The sequence below is a fragment of the Streptomyces sp. NPDC036822 genome (assembly GCF_055609145.1).
Genome location: NZ_JBVJPY010000016.1, coordinates 73,159 through 94,307, shown reverse-complemented (window position 1 = coordinate 94,307; position 21,149 = coordinate 73,159). Strand labels below are relative to the sequence as shown.

Genomic DNA, 21,149 nt, shown 5'->3' with positions numbered 1-21,149 from the left:
GGGTCATGTGCCGCGCAGGGGGTCGAGCAGGGCACCGGGGTTGAGGATGCCCGCCGGGTCCAGCACGGCCTTTCCGGCCCGGAGGGCGGCGGCGAAGAGGTCGGGGCGCTGCCGGTCGTACCACGGCCGGTGGTCGCGGCCCACCGCGTGGTGGTGCGTGATGGTGGCTCCGGAGGCGAGCAGCGCTTCGGAGACCGCCGCCTTGATCTCGTCCCACTGCTCCACCGTCCTGCCCCACGCGCCCGTGGCGTAGATCCCGAAGTACGGCGCCGGGCCGTCGGGGTGGACGTGGGTGAACCGGCAGGTCACCACGCCGGTGGCGCCGACCCGGCGCATGGCGTCCCGGGCCGCTTCCTCGACCGCCGCACGGAGGCTGTCGTACCGGTCCCAGGTGCAGGCGGTCTCGAAAGTCTCCACGATCATGCCCTGGGCCGCCAGCGCGTCGCGCTGGTACGGCATCCGCAGAAAGGACGAGCGCCAGGTGCCCGCCGCCCCGCCGTGCGCGGAACGGTCGGCCGTGTCGGTGTGGCGCGGCGGCTCGGACAGGGTGCCCCCGTGGTCACGGCAGAGTTCGAGGGCGCGTTCCATCCGGGCGGTGACGGGGTGGTCCGCGGACTCGAAACCGAGGACCAGGACCGCCGTCGGGGAGCCGGCGTTGAGGAACGCCTCCACGGGGTCGAGGAGACGGCAGTTGGAGGGGTGGAGCCCCGACTGGGACAGCGCCCGCACGGCATCCACACCGTGCGCGTGGTCCGCGAAGCCGACCGACGCCCCCGCTCGCCACCGGGGACGGTCCTGGAGCCGTACCCACGCCTGGGTGATGACGCCGAGCGACCCCTCGGAACCGAGGAACATCCGGTCCGGGGAGGGGCCCGCGCCCGACGCGGGAAGCCGGCGGGACTCGACGACCCCGGCGGGGGTGACGACCCGGAGCGACTCGGTGAGGTCGTCGATGTGCGTGAGCGCCGTGGCGAAGTGGCCACCGGCCCGGGTGGCCAGCCAGCCGCCGAGTGAGGAGAACTCGAAGGACTGGGGGAAGAAGCGGAGCGTGTACCCCTGCGGCCTGAGCCGGTCCTCGAGGTCCGGGCCGAGCACCCCGGCCTGGACGAGCGCGGCCCGGCTGGTGCGGTCCACCTGGAGGACCCGGTTCATCGAGGTGAGATCCAGACTGACCGACCCCGCGTAGTCGTCGCCGACGCGCGGTTCGACGCCTCCCACCACCGAGGTGCCGCCGCCGAAGGGCACGACCGCGACGCCGGCGTCGCCGCACCAGTCCAGCACCTGGACGACCTCGGCCTCGCAGGTGGGCCGTACGACGAGGTCGGGCACGTGCGGGAGTGTTCCCAGCAGCGCGCGTACCACGTCGCGGAACGCCTGCCCGTGGCTGTGCGCCAGCCGGTCGCGGACGTCGTCGGAGACGATCGACGCCAGGGCCGACGGCGCCTTGATCCGGCTCGCGGGCGTGCCGAACGACTCGACAGGCGGCGCCTCGTGCACGGTCAGGTCCGCGCCCGGCAGCAGTTCCGCGACCCGCCGGGACAGCGCGTCCCGTTCCCGGCCGACCACGGCGTCCTCGGTGTTGCCCCAACCCCACCATGAGCGCGTCCTGTCTCGCATCGCCCGGCACCAACCGATCTGAACGCTGGGTAAATTACCTTTCGGTAAGATTCCATAGGAGGGGCCCATGGGCAAGCACGAGAAGCAGGGTCAGCAGGAGACGCGGGAGAGGGCTACGCGCGGTGCGGGCACGAAGGGCATGCCCCGCAAGGACCGTGAGCTGCTCATCCTGGACGCGGCGGCGGAGGAGTTCGGGATCAAGGGCTACGCACGCGGGTCGACGGCGGTCGTGGCGGCGAGGGCCGGGATCAGCAAGCCGATGATCTACGAGTACTTCACGTCCAAGGACGGTCTCTACCTCGCCTGCCTCGACCGCGCGGGCTCCCGCCTGGTGGCGGCGGTCGCCTCCGCGCAGGACGGGCCACCGGACCTCAGTCGTGCCGCCCACACCATGGAGGCCATCTTCCGGGCCATCGAATCACGGCTGTACGAGTGGGAGTTGGTCTACGACACCACCGTGCCGCCCGAGAGCGGCCTCCATGCCGCCGCGGCCACCTACCGGCGGGAGCTCAACCGCATGGGCGCGGCAGGCGTGGCCGATGTCCTCGGCGCCTCCCGGGCCGCCCGACCGCTCGACGCCGACCTCGTCACGCACCTCTGGTACGGCACCGTGAACTCAGTGGTCGGCTGGTGGCGCCACCACCCCGAGCAGACCGCCGAGGAGATGAACGCGCGCTTCCAGCGCGTCCTCGGGGCCCTCTCCGCCCACGGCAGGACGGGCCGCGGCTGAGCCCGCGAGAGGCGTCCCCTCCGGGCGCCGGCCGAAGCCGCCCGCCCCGAAGGGCGGGCGCTCGGCCCCGGAGGATCGGTCAGGGGCGCAGGCCGACGAGCAGGGCCGAGGTCGCTGCGTGGCCGGCGGGCCCGGCGTTCCAGTCGGCGTTCATCGGGCTGATGGCGATCCTGCCCTTGCTGACGGCCTCGACGTCCCCGCCCCTCGCGGCCGGGCGCAGGTCCACCCGCACGCCGACCTTCCAGGTGCCGTCCCCGGAGTCGGTGAAGTCCAGGTCCAGGAGTGTCTGCGGATCCTGGAAGGTGGTGGTCACACCGGCGGCGGTGCCCTTGCCGTCGGTGCCGACGACGGGGTGGTTCACGTTCAGGCCGACGCCTTCCGGCAGCAGCGGTCCGGACTTCGCCCGTACGCGCAGCCGGTCGATGAGCTTGACGGCGAAGTCGACCGTGGGGCCCATCGCGTTGACGGTGGTGACGGGATCGGGCACCGCGATCCCGCCGGTGCTCAGGGCGATGGCGGGCACTCCGGACTCCACGGCCGTGACGGCGCCGCCGACGGTGCCGGAGTGGGTGGCGAGGGCGGCGATGTTCGGCCCGAAGTTGGTGCCGGATACGACCAGGTCGGGGGCGCGGTCCGCGAACACCTCGGAGAGGCCGAAGGCGACGGAGTCACCGGGAGTGCCGTCGACGGCCCAGACCTTCGGCGCGGGGTGCTTCACCGAGATCGTGGGAGCGCTCGTCGTCTTCGTACCGGTGCCGCTCTGGTTGGTGAGCGGGGCGACGATGGTGCGGTCGTGCCCGGCGGCGGTGAGCCGCTCGAACGCCTTGCGGATGCCGGGGGCGTCGTAGCCGTCGTCGTTGGTGAGCAGGATCCGCAGCGGTGGCGCGGGGGTGGGGGACGGGGCCTCCCGCGGCGAGGCGACGGCGGGCGCGGTGCCCACGAGGGCGGCGGTGCACAGGAGCAGCATGGCCGGCGGCAGGACGAGCTTGCGTCTCACAGGAATCTCCTTGGGGGAGTGGTGCGGGAAGGGGGCATCGGAGATGCGGTACGTACGGGGCGGGCGGTGGGGCGACGGTGGGGCGGGCGAGGTGCGCTCGGGGTGCGAGGGCTCGGTGTGCGCACGGGTGCGGGAGGTGCGGTGTGGCGGTGGAGGGCGAGGTGCCGGGAGGCCGGCGGGTGCACGACCCTCGACGCGCACCCGCCGGAGCAGGGGGGCGGGCCGCCTCGGCGCGGGAGGCGGGCGGCGGTCCGGCGGGGGTCAGCGCACGCTGCGGATCGGCAGGATGGCGAGCGCGCCGATGAGGGAGAGCGCGCCGCCGGCCAGGAACAGCGGGGTGTACCCGCCGAGAGCCGTGACGATGGCGGAGGCGACGAACGGGGCGATGATCTGGGGTCCGGCGTTGGCGATGTTGAGGACGCCCATGTCGCGGGCCGCGTCCTCCGCGCGGGGGAGGACCAGGGTGACGAGCGCGGTGTCGACCGCCATGAAGCAGCCGAAGGCGAGCCCGTTGAGCGCGCTGAACACCAGCATGCCGGTCCACGACGGGCTGACCACGGGGATCACCATGACGAGCCCGGCCAGCGCGGCCGATACGCCGACGAACACCTTCCGGCGGTTCCAGCGATCGGACAGCAGCCCGCCCACGATGGTGGACAGCGCCACGGCGACCATCGACACCGGCGTCAGGATTGCCATCGCCGCGGGCGGGGTCAGTCCGCCGGGCAGTGCGATGTGGTCGCCCAGGATGTACAGCTGGTAGCCGACGACGGAGAAGTAGCCCAGCACCATCAGGGCGCGGCCGATGAAGGCCCAGCGGAAGTCGTGGTTCGCCAACGCCGAAAGGAAAGCGGCGAGTGGGGACCCCTCGGGCGGCTCGGCGGCGGTGTCGGCGCCGGTGCCGGTCCCGGCAGGGGGAGTGTCGCGGCAGAAGACCGAGAGCAGCAGGGCGGCCGCCGCCACGATCGAGCCGAGGAGCAGGTATCCGGTGCGCAGGTGCGTCGCGGTCTGCGAGGCGAGGAGGACGCCGATGGTCCCTCCGATCGGCATGCCCAGACCGACCAGGGCGGACGCCGTGCCGCGACGGGCGGCCGGGACGCGGTCGGGCACGATCGCCGTGACCGCCGCCTGGTAGGTGTTCATCGTCGCCTGGACCAGGCACCAGCCGATGCCGACGAGCAGGGCGGTGGTCACGCTGCCGAGGAGGGCCAGGGCGAGCAGCGCGCCGAGGGCGCCGCCGAGGATCCAGGGATTGCGGCGGCCGCTGCGGTCGGAGAGGGCGCCGGCGATCGGGTTGAAGGCGGTCGCGAAGATCGCGCTGACGCCGCCGATCAGGCCCAGGACGGCGACCTTGTCGTCGGGGGCGATCGCGGCGACCTGGGTGGGCAGGAGGACGGAGCCGACGCCCATGTAGACGGCCATCATGGCGGAGTTGGCGACCAGCAGCAGGAGCATGAGCCCGCGCTGACGCGGGGCTTCCGGTTCCAGGGGAGCGGAGGCGGTGGCGGTCGCGGCGGGTGGGTCGACGGGATCGGTGAGTTCGTTGGTGGCCATGACGACTCCTTGGGGGACGGGCGGGGAGGTGGCGGGGCGCGGGGCCGGGCGCCGGACGGGTGCCGAGCGGTGGAGCACCGTCCCGGATCCAGGGCGGCGGTACGCGGGTGAGAGGCGCCGCACGAGCGGTCGCGGGGGCGGTGGTGTCACCGGTCGCCCCTGCGGACGGCTGCGGGTGAGACGATGTTGTTACACGTGTCACCAACGGCGCCAGGACACTGTGTAGCACCCATTTCCGGCCTCGGCCAGAGTCTGCGCAGGATCGTCGAGAACGTCGCCCCCGAAGGGAGAACGCCCTGACAGGCACGTGTAACCACCCGGAGAGCCGACTGACCGGCGCAAACGGTTCTCGCCGCTCTGACTCGTGTAACGTGCGGCGCAGGAGAACGCGCGTACGCAGTCAGCCCGTGCACAGGCGTCGCGTACGTGGGCACCGCAACCATCGCGAGGAGCGTCGAGAGACGTCATGGCAGATGAAGCCCCCGGCCGGCCCGTCTCGATCACCAGCGCCGACGTGGCACGCCTCGCCGGGGTGTCGCGGGCCACCGTCTCCTTCGTCCTCAACAACACCCAGGGCCACCGGGTCAGTGACACCACCCGCACCCGCGTTCTCGACGCGGCCGACCGGCTCGGTTACGTCCCCCACGGCGCGGCCCGGTCCCTGCGCGCCGGCCGCAGCGACCTCGTGCTGATGCCCGCGTCCGTCTCCGCGATCGGCCGGCTCGTCAGTGACTGGGTCGACGACCTGCGCAGCGCCCTCGACCGCCACGGATACACGGTCGTCCTCCACGCGGGCCGCTTCGGCGACCCGCTGGACGCCGCCCGGGCCTGGGCGGAACTCCGGCCGGCGGCGGTCGTCGCCCTCGACGGGGACCGCCTCTTCCCGCAGGCCGCCGAACTGCTGCGCCGTGCGGGCGTGCGCGGTCTGCTCGCCTTCGCGTCCCGCCCCCTGCCGGGGGTCCACACCATCGACTTCGACCACGCCCGTATCGGCGCCGTGGCCGCCGAGCACCTCATCGCCCGCGGCCGGACCCGTATCGGCGTCGTGATGCCCCCGGAGCGGGGCCTCGACGCCTTCGCCCGGCCGCGTCTCGCCGGAGCCGAGACGGTCGCCGCCCGGCACATGGCCACCGTGACGCCGCTGGAGCTCGCCTACACCCGGGAATCGGCGACCGCGCTCGCGCGGCGCTGGGCGAGCCTGGGCCTCGACTCCGTCTTCGCCTACAACGACGAGTACGCCGCCCTGCTCCTGCACGCGCTCCGGGCGGAGGGCGTCGCGGTGCCGGACGAGGTCGCGATCGTGGGCTCCGACGACCTGGTCCTCTCGGCGCTCCAGGAGCCCCCGCTCAGCACGATCCGCCTGGACCTGGCATCACCCGCGCGGATCGCCGACGCCCTGCACGAGCTGATCGAGACCGGTTCGGCGCCGAAGCTTCCCCCGACGGAGGTCGTGCTCGTCCACCGCCGGACCTCCTGACCGCCACCGGGTCGGTCGCCCGGCCGGGACGGCCGGGCGGAGACCGGCCACCCACCGGCCCGGCCGAGGCTGCCCACCCGCCCGGCGGAGGCTGCCCACCGGCCCGGCGGAGGCTGCCCACCGGCCCGGCCGAGGCTGCCTACGCGGTTCCGGCCTCCGCCCCTCCACGCCCGGCCGGGACTGCCTACGCCGTTCCGGCCACGCTCGCGGAGAGGGCGTCCTGGGCGGTCCGTTCGGCGGTGTCGCGGTGCTCGGTGCCGAGGTTGATCCGGGTGCGGCGGTCGAGCAGGTCGGAGGTGGTGAGGGCGCCCTCGTGGTGGACGGCCCAGTGCAGTTCGGCCACGGTCGTGGGGTGGTCGGGCGTGACGGGCCGGGCCAGGTGCGGGTGGCGCCTCATCAGGGCGTGCAGGGCCGGGGCCTCGGTGCCGTAACGCTGGACGAGGCGGGCCGGGGCGTCCAGCTGCGCGAGGCGCCGGGGGGACGACGCGCCGACGAGGGGGACGGAAGCGGTACGGCAGTCGGCGGCGGGGAGCCGGTGCGTGGCGACGGCCCGGTCGAGGGCGTCCTGGGCCATGCGGCGGTACGTGGTGAGCTTGCCGCCGACGATGGTGGTGACGCCGTCGGACGAGGTGAGCACGGCGTGCTTGCGGGAGATGTCCGCGGTCCGGCCGTCGGCGTGCGTGGTGTCGAGCAGGGGCCGCAGGCCGGCGAAGGCCCCGATGACATGGCCGCGGTCGATGGGGGTGTCGAGAGCCGTGCCGAGGACGTCGAGGAGGAAGCCGATGTCGGTCTCGGGGGCCTCGGGGACGTCGGGGACCTCGCCGTCGAGGGGTTCGTCGGTGAGGCCGACGTAGGTGCGCCCGTCGTGCTGGGGCAGGACGAGGGCGAAGCGGTTGGTCTCGCCGGGGATGGGGATGTGCAGGCCGGCGGTGAGGTTGCCGAGGTCCGCGGAGCGCAGTACGAGGTGGGTGCCCCGGGAGGGCCGGAGGCGGATGTCGTCGACCAGGCCTCCCGCCCAGACGCCGGTGGCGTTGACGACGGCGCGGGCCCGGATGCGCAGCTCCGCGCCGGTCGTCTCGTCCCGTACGAGCGCTCCGTCGCCGGTGAGGCTCAGGGCGCGGGTGTGGGTGAGGACGCGGGCGCCGTGCGCGGCGGCGGTGCGGGCGATGGCCGTGACCAGGCGGGCGTCGTCGGACAGTTGCCCGTCCCAGGACAGCAGCCCGCCGCGCAGCCCGGTGGCCCGCAGGGTGGGCGCGAGGTGGCGGGTCTCGACGGCGGACAGCGCGCGGGGGGCCGGCAGCGTGCCGCGCGAGGTGCGGGCGGAGGCGCGCAACAGGTCGCCGGCGAGGAGACCGGCCCGGGTGAGGGCGGCCTGGCGGCGGCTGACCAGCGGGGTCAGGGGCAGCACGAAGGGCTGGGCGTGGACCAGGTGGGGGGCCGTGCGCTCCATGAGGACGCCGCGTTCGACGGCGCTCTCGTGGGCGACGTCGAGCTGACCGGTGGCGAGGTAGCGCAGGCCGCCGTGGATGAGCTTGGAACTCCAGCGGGAGGTGCCGAAGGCCAGGTCGTGGGCGTCGACGGCGGCGACGGTCAGGCCGCGGGTGGCTGCGTCCAGGGCGACGCCGGCTCCGGTGGCGCCCAGCCCGACGACCAGGACGTCGACGCGGACGCCGTCGGCGAGTTCGGCCAGCTCGCGGCCGCGGCGGCGGGCGTCGAGGGAGGATCCGTTCAGGGCGGGGGTGCCGGCGGGGGCGATGGCGTTCACGGGGTGAGGGTCCTCTCCAGAAGGGTGCGCAGTTCGCCGAAGAAGGCGCTCTCGTCGAGCCCGGGATCGTCCGCGTCGGCCATGGTGCGCAGCGACAGCGTGAAGGACTGGACGACGAGGAGGAGTGACCGGGCCTGGAGGTCGAGCCCGGCGGCGCGTACCGATCCGTCCTCGTGGCCCTGGGCGAGCGCGGTGCGCAGCAGGTCGAGCAGGGCGTCCTGGGTGGCTCCCCTGCGGTCGAGGATGTAGGGCAGGAGCAGCTCGGGGTCCACGTCGAGGATCTTGTGGAACAGCGGGTGGGCGCGGAAGGCGGCGGCGCCCGCGGTGAGCCCGTCGACGATGCGGGCGCGTGCCGGGCGGCCGTCGTCCGCAGGCGGCATGGCCCCGGCGGCGACGCCGATCCATTCACGGGTCATCAGGTCGCCGACCAGGGTGCGGACGTCGGGCCAGCGCCGGTACAGCGTCATGCGCGACACGCCCGCGCGGCGGGCGACGTCGGTCAGGGTCGTGCGGCGTACACCGACGGCGAGGACGCAGTCGCGTGCGGCGTCGAGAACGGAATCCGTGTCCGAGTGGTTGTGACGAATGGGCGTCATCTGTCACAGTGTAATGCCAGAGCGGGGACAGCGTCAGTGCCATCCCGGAAACACACCGTGAGGAACGACTCAACGTGGACATGTTGTGGAGCGGCTGGGGCGACCCGGCCAAGGCGGCACCCCTGCCCGACTCGGTGACCGGCCTCCTGCGGGACCTGCTCGGTGTGACGCCCCGCGCGAGCGGCCCCTCGGCCCTCGCCGACCTCGACGTCCCCGCCCCGGACCTGGCCGACGGCGCGCGGAAGGCGCTGGTGGCCGCACTCGGCGGCGCGGAGCGCCTGCGGGACGACGCCGAGAGCCGCGTCCGGCACACCCGCGGCAAGTCGACCCCCGACCTCCTGCGCATCCGCGCCGGCGAGGTCGACGCCCTCCCGGCCGCCGTCGCCCTGCCGACCGACCACGACCAGGTGCTCGCCGTCCTGCGTGCCTGCGCCGAACACGGCCTCGCCGCCGTCCCGTTCGGCGGGGGCACCTCCGTCGTCGGCGGCCTGGCACCCACCACCGAGCGGCCGTTCGTCGCCCTGGACCTGCGGCTCCTCGACCGGCTCCTCGACCTCGACGAGGTGTCCCGCACCGCCACGCTCCAGCCGGGCCTGCGCGGCCCGCAGGTCGAGGCGCTCCTCAACGCCAAGGGGTGGACGCTCGGCCACTTCCCGCAATCCTTCGAGTGGGCGTCCGTCGGCGGCTTCGCCGCGGCCCGCTCCAGCGGCCAGGCATCAGCCGGGTACGGCCGGTTCGACGAGATGGTCCTCGCCCTCACCGTCGCGACGCCCGAAGGCACCCTCCAGACCGGCCGCGCCCCCCGCTCGGCCGCCGGTCCCGACCTGCGCCAGCTGCTCCTGGGCTCCGAAGGCGCCCTGGGCGTCATCACCTCGGTGACCGTCCGGATCCGGCCGCTGCCCGCCGAACGGATCTACGAGGGCTGGCGGTTCCCCTCCTTCGCCGAAGGCACCGCGGCCCTGCGCCGCCTCGCCCAGGACGGCCCGCGCCCCACGGTCCTGCGGCTGTCCGACGAGACGGAGACCTTCATCGGGCTCGCCCAGCCGGACGCCATCGGCTCCGCCGACACCCCGCCCGCCGCCGGCTGCATGGCCGTCGTCGGCTACGAAGGCACCGCCGAGGACGCCGAGGCCCGGCGTGCCGCGGCCCGCGAGATCCTGCTGGCCTGCGGCGGGGAGTACGCGGGCGAGGAACCGGGCGACCGGTGGGAACACGGCCGCTACAACGCCCCCTACCTCCGCGACGCGCTGCTGGACGCCGGGGCGTTCGCCGAGACGCTGGAGACCGCCGCGTTCTGGTCCGCGCTGCCCGGCCTCTACACCGCCGTCCGCTCCGCGCTCACCACCACGCTCACCGACGCCGGCACCCCGCCGCTGGTGATGTGCCACATCTCCCACACGTACGAGAACGGCGCCTCGCTCTACTTCACCGTGGTCTGCGCGCAGGGCGCCGACCCGGTCGCCCACTGGGAGCCCGCCAAGCGGGCCGCCAACGACGCCATCCTGGCCGCGGGCGGCACGATCAGCCACCACCACGGCGTCGGCACCGACCACCGCGACGGATACCTCCAGGAGGTCGGCCCCCTGGGCGTCCGTATGCTCCAGGCGGTCAAGGCCGAGGTCGACCCCGCGGGCGTTCTCAACCCCGGCGTCCTCGTTCCCGTCCGCTGACCACCGTCCCGCCGCCCGGAGGCCGATCGATGCGCCACTTCACCGCCGTCGTCAACCCCACCGCTGGGGGTTCCAGCGGGACGGCGGGCCTGCTCCCGCTCGCCCGGCTGCTGCGGGAGAGGGGCGCCCGGTTCGACACCGTCTACAGCCGCAGCCTCGCCCACGCCCAGGAACTCGCCCAGGCCGCCGGAGCGGAGGGGCGGGTCGTGCTCGCCGTCGGCGGCGACGGCATGGCCGGGCGCGTGGGCGGCGCGCTCTCGGGGACGGACACCCTCTTCGGGCTCGTTCCCGCCGGCCGCGGCAACGACTTCGCGCGTGCCCTGGGGCTGCCCACCGACGCCGCCGACCTGGCGGAGATCCTGCTCGACGGCGCCCCACGGGCCGTCGACACCATCGAGGTGCGGTCCGCCGTGCACCAGGGCACCCACGTCCTGGGCAGCGTGTACGCGGGCGTCGACGCCGTCGCCAACCGGTACGCGAACACCTCGCGCCTGCTGCGCGGAGCCGCCTCCTACTACGTCGGCGGCCTGCGGGCGGTCGTGGCCTGGAGGCCCGCCACGTACCGCATCACCGTCGACGGGGTCGCGCACGAGCGCTCCGGCTACACCGTGGTCGCCGCCAACTCCGGCTACTACGGCTTCGGCCGCCAGGTCGCTCCCGGCGCACGCGTGGACGACGGTCTTCTGGACATCGTGGTGATCAAGACCGCCCCGAAGCGGCACTTCTTCGCCACGATGAACGAGCTGAAGACCGGCGCGCACGTCCACCGTCGGGAGGTCGAGATCCTGCGCGGCCGCGAGGTGCGCATCGAGGCGGACCGCCCCCTGCCGTACGGCGCGGACGGCGAGGTGGACGCCACGCTGCCGGTGACGGTCCGGGTCTGCCCGGGCGCCTTGAACGTCCTGGCCTGACACCGGGGGCGGGAGCCGGATCCCCCATGGCCGACTGCCGCCCCCGGTGTCCTCATCACCCTCGCGCGGCGAACGCGGCGAGAGGCCCGTTCCCCGCGCATCGCGTCGAGCTCCGCGTCCGAGAGCCCCCGCCGGACCAGCAGGAACTCGTCCAGCGAGCCGCGCGCGATGAGGACGCCGGCCGGCGTGTCGGGGTCGGCCCGAACGCGGGCGATCGAATGCGCGTGCACTGATCCGCCGGGCAGTCGCATACTCACCCCATGGCTTCGTCCTCCCGTCGCTTCCAGGACCCGCGCAGCAGCACGCACCACTTCATCGGCTCGATCGTCGTGCGATGCCCTGGCTGCGCGAAGGCCGCGCGCGTCGTCCCCTCGCCCGCAGACTTCGAGCCCGGAGCCCGGATGCTGTGCGGTCCTCGGCGGCTGGTGTGCCGTGCTTGCGGACTGGCACGAGTGTCGGGCGGGCGTCTCGTCGAGTTCTCCCGGGGCGCGGCCGGACCCGCGACGGACCCGTACTTCGGCACGCCGTTGTGGCTCCAGGCCGAGACCCGGCATGGCTGGTTGTGGGCGTACAACCTCGACCATCTCGACCTGATCCGCCGTTTCGTCCAAGCGTCACTGCGCGAACGAGCTCCCTGGTACGACGCAGGGCAGAAGATGACTTTGGTGGCCCGCCTTCCGGCATGGGTCAAGCGAGCGAGGAACCGGGACGAGATCCTGCGCGCCGTCGGCCGGATCCACGGTTCAGGGGCTGCCGGCTGAGCCGGCTTTCCACGCCCGCCTGATCTCGGTCGGGCAGCCCCCCTTCGCGACCCGCCCTAGCCCGCCTCCTCCGCGGGCTCCCCGAACATCGCGCGCTCCAGTGCCGCATATGTCGCTCCGTGGGCGGCCAGGACCTCCGCGACGACGCCGTCCTGTGCCGTGAGGGCCAGCAGGATGTGTTCCGCGCCGATGAACCGGTCGCGCCTGCCCAGGGCGATCCGCAGCGACTTCTCCAGGGTCGTCTTCGCCTCGCGGGCGAAGGAGGGGCCGCCGGACCACCGGCGCCGGTCCCTGCGGTCGCCGGCCAGCGCCCCCGCGCCGTGCGTCTCCTCGACGCTGGCCACGATCCGGCCCACGTCGATCCCCAGTGCCGCGAGCGCCTTCCGGTCCGATTGCGTCATGCCGCCGTGCCGGCGCGCTTCGGCGAGCGAGGCCTCAAGGGAGGACCGCCTGTCCAGCACCCCGAGCGCGTGGAAGGCGAAGCCGGTGCGGGCCGCTCCTTCGAGGTCGAGGAGGGCCAGCAGCAGGTGCTCGTTGGTGACCTCGGACGCGGCGGCCCGGGCGGAGCAGGCCTTGGCGCCGATCACGACGGCGCGGGCGTCCTCGGTGAACCGTTCGAACATCACAGCCTCCCGTGCTTCTTGTGTACGGCCTGGCGGCTCACGCCCAGCTCGGCGGCGATCTCCTGCCACGACCAGCCCTGGTTGCGGGCGCTTCTGACCTGGACGGCCTCGAGTTGTTCCAGCAGCCTGCGCAGCGCCGCGACCGCCCGGAGACCCACTCGGGGGTCCCGGTCGCCCGCGCGCTCGGCTAGGTCCGTTGCTTCCGTCATGGCTGTCAATCTACGTTGACAATCGACGGGTGTCAACGTCGGTTGACGTCAAGAGGGCTGTGACCTCGCGACTTCACGTGCGTACGGCCCGCTTCCGGTGCAGACTGTGCACCAAGAGGCGTCGAGTCCTGTCTGGGGGCCGAAAGAGTGAACGGCGGCAGTGGCAGGCGACGCCTGACCGGCCGGGGAGCGGCCGGACGGGACCCGGTGGTGCACCACTCCGCCGGCGCGGGCGCGCGGTTCCGTCGGGGCAGGGGCCTCCTGCCGCCGGACCGGATCACCACCCGCAGTCGGCTGGCCTGGCTGAATTCCGCCACCTCCAGGATCGGCACCACCCTCGACCTGGAGCGCACCGCGCAGGAGCTCGCCGAGTTCACCGTGCCCCGGTTCGCCGACGGGGCCGCCGTGGACATCCTCGAGAGCGTGCTGCGCGGCGACGAGATCTCGCAGTGGGCGGGGGAGGGCATCCCCGCCATGAGGGCCACGGCCCTGTGCGCCATCGAGGAGCTCTCCTCCCTGGAGCCCACCCCCGTGGGCGAGACCTTCGTCCATGCCGAGACGCCGCACGAGACCCTGCTCCACCGATACTGCCTCCGGCAGGGCAAGCCGGTCCTGCTGAGCCGGATACGGGACGACGACTTCGCCCGTGTCGCGCCCACCGAGAGCGCCGCCGCGAAGATGCGTGCCGCCGGGGTGCACAGCTACCTCGCCGTGCCCCTCATCGCCCGCGGGGTGCTGCTCGGGAGCGCCGACTTCGTCCGCGGCCCGGGCACGCCGCCGTTCTCCACCATCGACCTGGCCCTGGCGGAACAGCTCGCCTCCACGGCCGCCGTCTTCATCGACAACGCCCGGCTCTACGGACGCGAGCGCGAGCACGTGATCTCGCTGCAGCGCAGCCTCCTGCCGCGCGTGACGCCGGTGACGCCGGGACTGCGGATCCACGCCGAGTACGCGCCCTCCACCGCCCGCCACGGCGTCGGCGGCGACTGGTACGACGTCATGGCCCTGCCCAGCGGGCGCACGGCCCTGATGGTGGGGGACGTGATGGGGCACGGACTGCCCGCCGCCGCCACCATGGGGCGCCTGCGCACGGTCGCCCGCACGCTGATGACCCTCGACACGGCCCCCGAACGCATCCTGGCGCGACTCGACCTGGCCACCCGCGACCTGGAGGACGAACAGGTCGCCACCTGCCTCTGCGCGGTCTACGACCCCGCCGACTCGACCTACACGCTGGCCAGCGCCGGACACCTGCCGCCCCTGCTCGTCGACGGCCAGGGCTCGGCCGAGTTCGTGCCCGTCCCCACCGGCGCGCCCCTCGGCGCCGGCGTGATCCCGTACGACCCCCTGCGGCTGCGCGTACCGGACGGCGCCCACCTGGTCATGTACACGGATGGACTCGTCAAGTCCCGGGTCGAGAACCTCGACGTGCAGCTGGACCGGCTGCGCTCGGCGGCGCTCGGACTCGCTCCGGGGGTCCTCGAGGCGGGTGGCCTCGTGGAGAAGGCTCCGGCGGGCGTCGCCCGGTTCGACGAGGCCGTCCTCCTCATCGGGAAGAGCTCCGCGTTCCCGCCCGACGACCTGCGGGTGTGGGACCTGCCGCAGGACGGAAGGGCCGCGGGCGCCGCCCGGAGCCTCGTCACCGGACAACTCGCCGCGTGGGGCCTGACGGAGCTCGCCGACGTCTGCGAGCTCGTCGTCTCCGAACTCGTGGGCAACGCGCTGCGCTACGGCAACGGCCCCGGCGAACTGCGCCTGCTGCGCGGCGAACGCCTCGTCGTGGAGGTCTCGGACACCGGCCCCGACCTGCCCCAGATCCAGCACGCCGACCTCAGCGACGAGGGCGGGCGAGGACTTCAGCTCATCAACATGCTGTGCCGCAGGTGGGGTTCATGCCGCACCGTCACCGGCAAGGTGGTCTGGGCCGAACAGAACATGCCCACCTAGGTCGTGTCCTGCGGGCGTGTCCTTCGAAAGTCCCGTACGGCACCCCGGCGCGGTTGACGCCCGACGCCCGCCCTGGCGCGGCCCCGTACGGCCACCGCCGCGCCCCCCCCGCCGCTCCCCACGGCCGGCCCGCACGCGGGCTGCGTTTGACGACGGCCCGGCACGGGGCTGCACTGGATGCATGGGCGCTGCGGTGACTCCGTCCTAGGGAGAGCAGCGATGACAACCACGGAGAGTTTCGACCTTCTGCAGCCGTACAAGATCGCCGAGGAGACGTTCGTCATCCCGTGGGCCCTGGAGGCCCCGCCGGTCGGCCACTTCCCGATGAACTCCATGGTGATCCGGGGAAGCGAACCGGTCCTCGTGGACACCGGCGCGCCCGCGGTGCGCTCCCAGTGGCTGGAGGCGGCCTGGTCGGTCGTGGATCCCCTGGACGTACGGTGGGTCTTCCTCACCCACGACGACCGCGACCACGCCGGCAACCTCCTGGCGGTCCTCGCGGCATGCCCGAACGCCACCCTGCTGACGACGTGGTTCTCCGTCGGCCGCATGGCCGAGGAGTGGGAGATCCCCATCAGCCGGTGCCGCTTCATGACCGACGGCGACACGATCGACGCGGGCGATCGCACCCTCGTCGCCAAGCGACCGCCCCTGTACGACAACCCCACGACCCGCGCCCTCTTCGACCCGAGGACCGACGTCCTGTGGGCCGTCGACACCTTCGCCACGAACGTGCCGACGCCCATGCCCGAAACGGGGGCGCTGTCGCCGGACGAGTTCCGCGACGGCCAGCTCTTCGGCGGCAGGCTGGTCTCCCCCTGGGTCGGCCTGCTGGACGCCCGGAAGTTCGGGGCGGTCGTCACCGCCTTCCAGCACCTGAACGCCGAGGTCATCGCCGGCTGCCACTGCCCGGTCCTCCGCGGACCCCAGATCCCCGAGGCCTACGACCTCCTCCGGCAGCTGCCCGGAATCCCGCCGTGGGAAGAGTTCACCCAGGCCGACCTGGACCAGTGGATGGCGGATGCCGAGAGCTCGGTTCCGCCGGAGCAGCCGCGGCCGTCGGGAACGTGACCGGCGCCGACACGCGGAGTGGGCATCCTCTGCATGGCCGTCCTGGCCGGGGCGGGTGCGCGAGGCGGTCGGCGCCGCGACGCCGTGCGGCGCCCGCGACCGGAAGCCCGCGGGTCTGATGTCGCCTCTGTGTGCGGAGAGCGATCGGCCGTGCGAGGAAACGTGCAGAACGGCCGTTACCGCGCGGCGTCCCCCGGTCGGCGCAGTGGGGGCGCCGTCCCGGCCGCTGCCGGGCGTGAGGCGGCGGGGTGTGGTGGGTGCTTCGGGGGCGGGTCGGTGTAGCCGTCAGTGAATGTCAGGGCCACGCCCGCCATGTACGCCGGGGCCGTTCGGGCGAAAGTTACGAAAATGTCCGTGTTCGGTAACGGGGTCGGGTGGGCGCGTCGAGGGCGTCGGGCAGCGGCCAGAGTCGAGGTCCTCGGCCCGAACCGGACCGAGAACCGAGATCCGCCATCGCTCCCATCGGCTCGTGTCGGCCGGTGGGGCATGTTCTTGAGGGGACATCACCCATGTCTGCTTCTTCGACCGCCCGCCGCGTCGCGGCCACCGTGCTGGCCGCCGGCTCCGTCGTCTGTGCCGCCGCGCTGCCGGCCGCCGCCCACGACGACGGACGCCACCACCAGAAGCCGCGGGTCGAGATCAGCCGCGTCCAGGCCGACAGCCCGGGACGCGAGAGCCGGTCCAACCGGTCGCTCAACGCCGAATGGGTCGAGATCACCAACACCACCCGCCACGCCGTCAACCTCCGTGGCTGGACGCTGCGTGACGAGGACGGCAACCGCTACCGCTTCGGCGACTTCCGCCTCGCCGGTCGCGCCACCGTCCGGATCCACACCGGCGAGGGCCGCGACTCCCGTACCGACCTCTTCCAGGACCGCGACGACTACGTCTGGGACAACCGCTCCGACAAGGCGACCCTGCGCGACGACCACGGCCGCACCGTCGACACCGAGTCGTGGGGCAACGGCCGCCACCACCACCGGCGCTGATGTCCTCGCCGGCGCCGGCCGGCGAGACCCGTGACGCCCGTCGGCGCCGACCCGCCAGGTCGGCGCCGACGGGCGCGCGTGCGCAGCTAGGCGCGGGCGGCCGGCGCCTGCGCGCCGACGGCCTTCTCGTCCGCCCGCTCCGCCTTTCCGCCGCCGAGGCCCGGAATCGCCGCGGCGACGGCGGCGGACACGAGCGCCACGCCGCAGCCGATCAGCAGGCCGGTCCGGAACCCGTCCTCCGAGGCGAAGGTGACCCCTCCCGCGCTGGCCGACATCTGCGCGAGGACGACGCCGATCACCGCCGAACCGATGGTGGTGCCCAGCGACCGCATCAGGGCGTTGAACCCGTTGGCCGCCGCCGTCTCCGAGAGGGGGACGGCGCTCATGACCAGAGCGGGCATCGCGCCGTACGCGAGGGCCACGCCGCTGTTGATGACGATGCCGACGACCATGAGGCCCCAGGGCGAGCCCATCAGGGCGAGGGCGAGGGCGTACCCCGCCGCGATCACCAGGCCGCCGAGGGTCATGGCGACCTTGGGGCCGCGTGCGTTGATGAGCTTGCCGCCGAGCGGGGAGACGACCATCATCATGAGGCCGCCGGGCGCCATCCACAGGCCCGCGGCCAGCATCGACTGACCGAGGCCGTGTCCGGTGGCCTCGGGGAACTGCAGCAGCTGCGGCGCGATCAGCATGAAGGCGTACATGCCGACACCGACCAGGAGCGAGGCGGCGTTGGTCATCAGGACTCGCGGGCGGGCCGTGGTGCGCAGGTCGATGAGCGGGTCGCGGGTGCGCAGCTCCCAGTAGCCCCAGACGGCCAGGGTCACGGCCGCGAGGGCGAACAGGCCCAGCGTGATGCCCGAGCCCCAGCCCCAGTCCGCTCCCTTGGACATCGCGAGCAGCAGGGAGACCAGCCCGATGGCCAGCCCGATCGCGCCCGGGGCGTCGAAGCGCTGACCCTTGGCGCCGGGCGGAACGTCCGGTACGAGGAACCAGATGAGCACGGCGACCACGACGGCCAGGCCCGCCGAGCCCCAGAACAGCACACGCCAGTCGGCGTACTGCGCGACCGCGGCGGAGAGGGGCAGGCCGATCGCGCCGCCGACGCCCATGGAGGCGCTGACCAGGGCGATGGAGCCGCTGAGCTTCTCCGCCGGGACGACGTCGCGCAGCAGTGCGATGCCCAGGGGCACCATGCCCATGCCTATGCCCTGAAGGCCTCGGCCCACGATCATCGGGACGACGGAGGAGGCGAGGGCGCACACCACCGAGCCGACCATCAGCGGAACGGCGCAGGCGAGCAGCATGCGCTTCTTGCCGAGCATGTCCCCGAGCCGGCCCGAGATCGGGACGCACACGCCCGCGACGAGCAGCGTCACGGTGACCACCCACGCCGCGTTCGAGGGCGTGGTGTCCAGGAGCGCGGGCATCTCCGCGATGAGCGCGGTCACCAGGGTCTGCATCACCGCAGCGATCGTGCCGGCCAGCGCGAGTGTGGCGATGACACCGCCTGCGCGGTCGGTCGGCTGGGGGCCGTCCAAGGTGAGCTCCTCTTCGAGGCATCGACGGAACACCCTTGGCGGAAGGCAAGGGATTGATATGCAGCATACACATTGCGTGTATCAGCCATGCCTAATGGCCGATGCATATACTGGCTGCTCGGGTAAGGGAGCGGGTCGCGCCGCACGCGGCAGGAGAGAGGGCTCGTGGACGGCATGGAAAGGGCCACCCAGCGGGTGGAGTTCGAACAGATGTTGCTGGGCCGGTATCTGCACCTGCACAAGAGCAAGGGGCGCCGGAAGGACAGCGTCCTGGAGCGTAGCGCCTACATCCTGCTCAGCCGCATTCGCGTGGAGGGCCCGATGTCCATCGGGCAGCTCGGCGACGCCTTCGGGCTGGACGCCTCCACCCTCAACCGGCAGACCGCCGCCGCCATGCGGGCGGGTCTGATCGAACGCATCGCTGATCCCGAAGGCGGCATGGCCCGCAAGTTCCGGATCACGGCCGAGGGCGAGCAGCGCCTCGACGAGGAGCGCTCGGGCCTCGTGTCGAGTCTCGACCGCGTGATGGCGAGCTGGTCGGAAGAGGACATCGCCGCCTTCGCCGACCATCTGCGGCGCTTCAACTCCGACATCGAGCGTCTCTACGGGCTGCCGTGGCCGCGCCCGGAGGGCGCCGCCGGGGCGTCACCCCGAGTCCCCGGGCCCGGCGACGGGGCGGGCCCGGCCTGAACGAGACCGCGCGCGCTCCCTGCCCTCGGCGGCGGCGCGGTCTCCTCGTACGACATCGCCTCCGGTGAGTCATGGTTCGTGTTTCCCGGGGCAGGCGTTGTGGCGGGGCACCCCGTCAGCACCCTTACGACGGAGCCCCGTTGGCGACACCGTACGAGGAAAGGGAGATCCATGTCGCAGGTCGAAGAGTCCATCGAGGTCGACGTCCCCGTCCGCACCGCCTACAACCAGTGGACGCAGTTCGAGACGTTCCCGGTCTTCATGGACGGCGTCGAGAAGATCACTCAGGTCAACGACACCCTCACCCGCTGGACGACCAAGGTCGGCGGGGCGGAGCGCGAGTTCGACGCCGAGATCACCGAGCAGATCCCCGACGAACGAGTGGCCTGGACGACCGTCGACGGCGAGGCGAGGCAGGCCGGGGTGGTGACGTTCCACCGTCTGCACGACACCAGGACCAAGGTGATGCTGCAGATGGACTTCGACCCCGAGGGGTTCAAGGAGAACGTCGGCGACAAGCTCGGCTTCGTCAAGCGCCAGGTCACCGGCGATCTCAAGCGCTTCAAGCAGTACATCGAGTCCCGGGGGACGGAGACCGGCTCGTGGCGGGGCGAGGTCTGACGCTCCGGCACCCCATCCCACGGCCGGCCACCCTGACGGGTGGCCGGCCGTCTCCCGTCTCCGCCGACCGCCCCGCTTCTCCTCCGCCGTCCTCCGGTGTGTGACCCCGCGGGCCGCCGTCCTTCACCACGGTGGTCCGCCCGAGGTGCCGCCCGGGGCGGCGTCCCGCACGCTGTACGAGGAAAGGGAGGCGCACCATGGCGACATCTGCGGGACCGCCCCCGGTACGCGACGGCCGCGCGCCTCGGGACGTGGACGCCCTGCGACCCTCCTGATGGCGGCGAGGGAGCCCGGCGACCGTCAGCCGGGCAGGACGGGCGAGGACCCGGCGGGCAAGGACGTCGACGCGCGGAGCCCCGCGGACGGGGCGCGCCGAAGCAGGTTCCTGGGGCCGTCCTGGTGGCGGGCGAAGTCGTACGCCCTGACGGAGACCGGCCAACGGTTGCGGCGCGGTGCCGAGCGTCGTTTCCCCGTGATCACGCACCTGACCGCTCGCATGCTGTCGGTCAACATTTTGGACAACGCCACCAGGCTCGCCGCGCAGTGCTTCCTGACCGCGGTCCCGCTCCTCTTCGTCTTCGGTTCCTTCGCGCCGCAGAGCGTGCAGGACCAGCTCCTCTCCTCCCTGCGGGCGGTGTTCGGACTGAGCGGGGCCGTGAACGCGCAGCTGGAGAAGGTGTACCAGCCCGGTGACGACTCCCTGCAGGAGGTCACCGGCGTCGTCGGCGCCCTGCTCGTGGTCATCTCCGCCACCGCCGTGAGCCGAGCGATGCAGCGGCTGTGCCGCCGGGCGTGGCAGGTGCCCAAAGGGACGACGAAGGTCGCCCCCTGGCGGTGGGTCGTCTGGATCGTCGTATGGCTGGCCATCCTGGTGGTGCAGGCTCCGCTGCGCGACGGCTTCGGGGCCGGGCTGTGGCTGGGGATCCCCCTGACGCTGCTCTATCAGACGGCGGTGTGGTGGTGGAGCCAGCACCTTCTCCTGGCGGGCGCACTCGGCTGGTCGCCCCTCCTGCCCGGGGCGGTGCTCACGGCGGTCGCGGTCACCGTCCTGTCGATCGGGGCACAGTTCTACATGCCCGCCGCGCTCAACCGGACGCTCGCGGAATACGGCGCCCTGGGTCCGGTCTTCACGCTGCTCTCGTGGCTGATCGTGGTCTGCGCGGCGGTCGCCGTGGGCATCACCGGAGGCGCGGTGATCGCGCAGGAGACCCACCTGGCGGGTCGGTTGGGGAGCCCGCCCCCGTGGCGCGGCCCCGACGACGGCCGGGCCGGTCGTCCGTGAGTCCGGCCTCCCGCCGGCCCGGCGACCGCCTCGCGGCCGTCCGCCGGGTGGAGCGTCGGGGAGGCCTGTTCGTCGCCCCAACGGGGGTCTCCTTTTCG

The 21,149-nt window shown here is 73.2% G+C and carries 19 protein-coding genes; 11 read left to right on the top strand and 8 right to left on the bottom strand.

Features of this window, described 5'->3' with window-relative positions:
- Positions 1-3 precede the first annotated feature (3 nt).
- The gene (locus ACZ68P_RS28865; protein ID WP_471011299.1) at positions 4-1,617 is read right to left on the bottom strand and encodes an FAD-binding oxidoreductase; all 1,614 of its coding nucleotides are present in this window, start codon (positions 1,615-1,617) and stop codon (positions 4-6) included.
- A gap of 67 nt (positions 1,618-1,684) precedes the next feature.
- Between ACZ68P_RS28865 and ACZ68P_RS28860 the strand changes: the two genes are divergently transcribed.
- Complete coding sequence (locus tag ACZ68P_RS28860; protein WP_471011298.1) at positions 1,685-2,347, top strand: TetR/AcrR family transcriptional regulator; 663 nt, start codon at positions 1,685-1,687, stop codon at positions 2,345-2,347.
- 79 nt (positions 2,348-2,426) lie between these two features.
- Here ACZ68P_RS28860 and surE read toward each other — a convergent pair whose 3' ends face one another.
- Together surE and ACZ68P_RS28850 are read right to left on the bottom strand one after the other, a co-directional pair.
- Complete coding sequence (gene surE / locus ACZ68P_RS28855; protein ID WP_471011295.1) at positions 2,427-3,344, bottom strand: 5'/3'-nucleotidase SurE; 918 nt, start codon at positions 3,342-3,344, stop codon at positions 2,427-2,429.
- 261 nt (positions 3,345-3,605) lie between these two features.
- Positions 3,606-4,898: an MFS transporter gene (locus ACZ68P_RS28850; protein ID WP_471011293.1), complete on the bottom strand. Its 1,293-nt coding sequence runs from the start codon at positions 4,896-4,898 to the stop codon at positions 3,606-3,608.
- Between the two features lie 466 nt (positions 4,899-5,364).
- On the opposite strand from ACZ68P_RS28850, the gene ACZ68P_RS28845 reads away from it, so the two are divergent.
- A complete protein-coding gene (locus ACZ68P_RS28845; protein ID WP_471011291.1) occupies positions 5,365-6,375 on the top strand; it encodes a LacI family DNA-binding transcriptional regulator in 1,011 nt (336 codons plus the stop codon).
- Between the two features lie 184 nt (positions 6,376-6,559).
- Here ACZ68P_RS28845 and ACZ68P_RS28840 read toward each other — a convergent pair whose 3' ends face one another.
- Positions 6,560-8,140: a glycerol-3-phosphate dehydrogenase/oxidase gene (locus ACZ68P_RS28840; protein WP_471011289.1), complete on the bottom strand. Its 1,581-nt coding sequence runs from the start codon at positions 8,138-8,140 to the stop codon at positions 6,560-6,562.
- Entirely contained in the window at positions 8,137-8,736 is a 600-nt protein-coding gene (locus ACZ68P_RS28835; protein ID WP_471011288.1) for a TetR/AcrR family transcriptional regulator, read from the bottom strand. The genes ACZ68P_RS28840 and ACZ68P_RS28835 overlap by 4 nt, the downstream gene beginning before the upstream one ends.
- 74 nt (positions 8,737-8,810) lie before the next feature.
- On the opposite strand from ACZ68P_RS28835, the gene ACZ68P_RS28830 reads away from it, so the two are divergent.
- The 3 genes from ACZ68P_RS28830 to ACZ68P_RS28820 all read left to right on the top strand — a co-directional run bounded on the left by ACZ68P_RS28830 (position 8,811) and on the right by ACZ68P_RS28820 (position 12,078).
- Complete coding sequence (locus ACZ68P_RS28830; RefSeq protein ID WP_471011285.1) at positions 8,811-10,406, top strand: FAD-binding oxidoreductase; 1,596 nt, start codon at positions 8,811-8,813, stop codon at positions 10,404-10,406.
- 29 nt (positions 10,407-10,435) lie between these two features.
- Positions 10,436-11,317: a diacylglycerol/lipid kinase family protein gene (locus tag ACZ68P_RS28825; protein ID WP_471011283.1), complete on the top strand. Its 882-nt coding sequence runs from the start codon at positions 10,436-10,438 to the stop codon at positions 11,315-11,317.
- A gap of 260 nt (positions 11,318-11,577) precedes the next feature.
- The gene (locus tag ACZ68P_RS28820; protein ID WP_471011282.1) at positions 11,578-12,078 is read left to right on the top strand and encodes a hypothetical protein; all 501 of its coding nucleotides are present in this window, start codon (positions 11,578-11,580) and stop codon (positions 12,076-12,078) included.
- 56 nt (positions 12,079-12,134) lie between these two features.
- On the opposite strand, the gene ACZ68P_RS28815 is transcribed toward ACZ68P_RS28820, so the two are convergent.
- On the bottom strand, positions 12,135-12,701 hold the full coding sequence (locus tag ACZ68P_RS28815) for a Clp protease N-terminal domain-containing protein (RefSeq protein WP_471011280.1): 567 nt from the start codon (positions 12,699-12,701) through the stop codon (positions 12,135-12,137).
- Positions 12,701-12,910, bottom strand: coding sequence for a helix-turn-helix domain-containing protein (locus ACZ68P_RS28810; RefSeq protein WP_005312042.1), 210 nt, complete (start codon positions 12,908-12,910; stop codon positions 12,701-12,703). Before ACZ68P_RS28810 ends, ACZ68P_RS28815 begins: the two co-directional genes overlap by 1 nt.
- Before the next feature lie 147 nt (positions 12,911-13,057).
- Between ACZ68P_RS28810 and ACZ68P_RS28805 the strand changes: the two genes are divergently transcribed.
- From ACZ68P_RS28805 to ACZ68P_RS28795, 3 genes are all read left to right on the top strand, one after another.
- Positions 13,058-14,857 carry an ATP-binding SpoIIE family protein phosphatase gene (locus ACZ68P_RS28805; protein ID WP_471011278.1) on the top strand — a complete coding sequence of 600 codons (1,800 nt, stop codon included), beginning with the start codon at positions 13,058-13,060 and terminating at the stop codon, positions 14,855-14,857.
- Positions 14,858-15,076: 219 nt separating this feature from the next.
- A complete protein-coding gene (locus ACZ68P_RS28800; protein ID WP_471011277.1) occupies positions 15,077-15,928 on the top strand; it encodes an MBL fold metallo-hydrolase in 852 nt (283 codons plus the stop codon).
- A gap of 509 nt (positions 15,929-16,437) precedes the next feature.
- Positions 16,438-16,917, top strand: a complete 480-nt coding sequence (locus tag ACZ68P_RS28795; protein ID WP_471011274.1) for a lamin tail domain-containing protein — start codon at positions 16,438-16,440, stop codon at positions 16,915-16,917.
- An 86-nt stretch (positions 16,918-17,003) separates the two neighbouring features.
- Here the strand turns inward: ACZ68P_RS28795 and ACZ68P_RS28790 are convergent, their stop codons facing one another.
- Positions 17,004-18,458, bottom strand: coding sequence for an MFS transporter (locus tag ACZ68P_RS28790; RefSeq protein WP_471011273.1), 1,455 nt, complete (start codon positions 18,456-18,458; stop codon positions 17,004-17,006).
- A gap of 174 nt (positions 18,459-18,632) precedes the next feature.
- Here ACZ68P_RS28790 and ACZ68P_RS28785 point away from each other — a divergent pair, with 174 nt between their 5' ends.
- From ACZ68P_RS28785 to ACZ68P_RS28775, 3 genes are all read left to right on the top strand, one after another.
- A complete protein-coding gene (locus ACZ68P_RS28785; protein WP_471011385.1) occupies positions 18,633-19,148 on the top strand; it encodes a MarR family winged helix-turn-helix transcriptional regulator in 516 nt (171 codons plus the stop codon).
- Between the two features lie 171 nt (positions 19,149-19,319).
- Positions 19,320-19,769 (top strand): SRPBCC family protein, encoded by a 450-nt coding sequence (locus tag ACZ68P_RS28780; protein WP_471011270.1) that lies wholly within the window; start codon positions 19,320-19,322, stop codon positions 19,767-19,769.
- A gap of 274 nt (positions 19,770-20,043) precedes the next feature.
- Positions 20,044-21,051 carry a YhjD/YihY/BrkB family envelope integrity protein gene (locus ACZ68P_RS28775; RefSeq protein ID WP_471011267.1) on the top strand — a complete coding sequence of 336 codons (1,008 nt, stop codon included), beginning with the start codon at positions 20,044-20,046 and terminating at the stop codon, positions 21,049-21,051.
- The last annotated feature ends 98 nt before the right edge of the window (positions 21,052-21,149 follow it).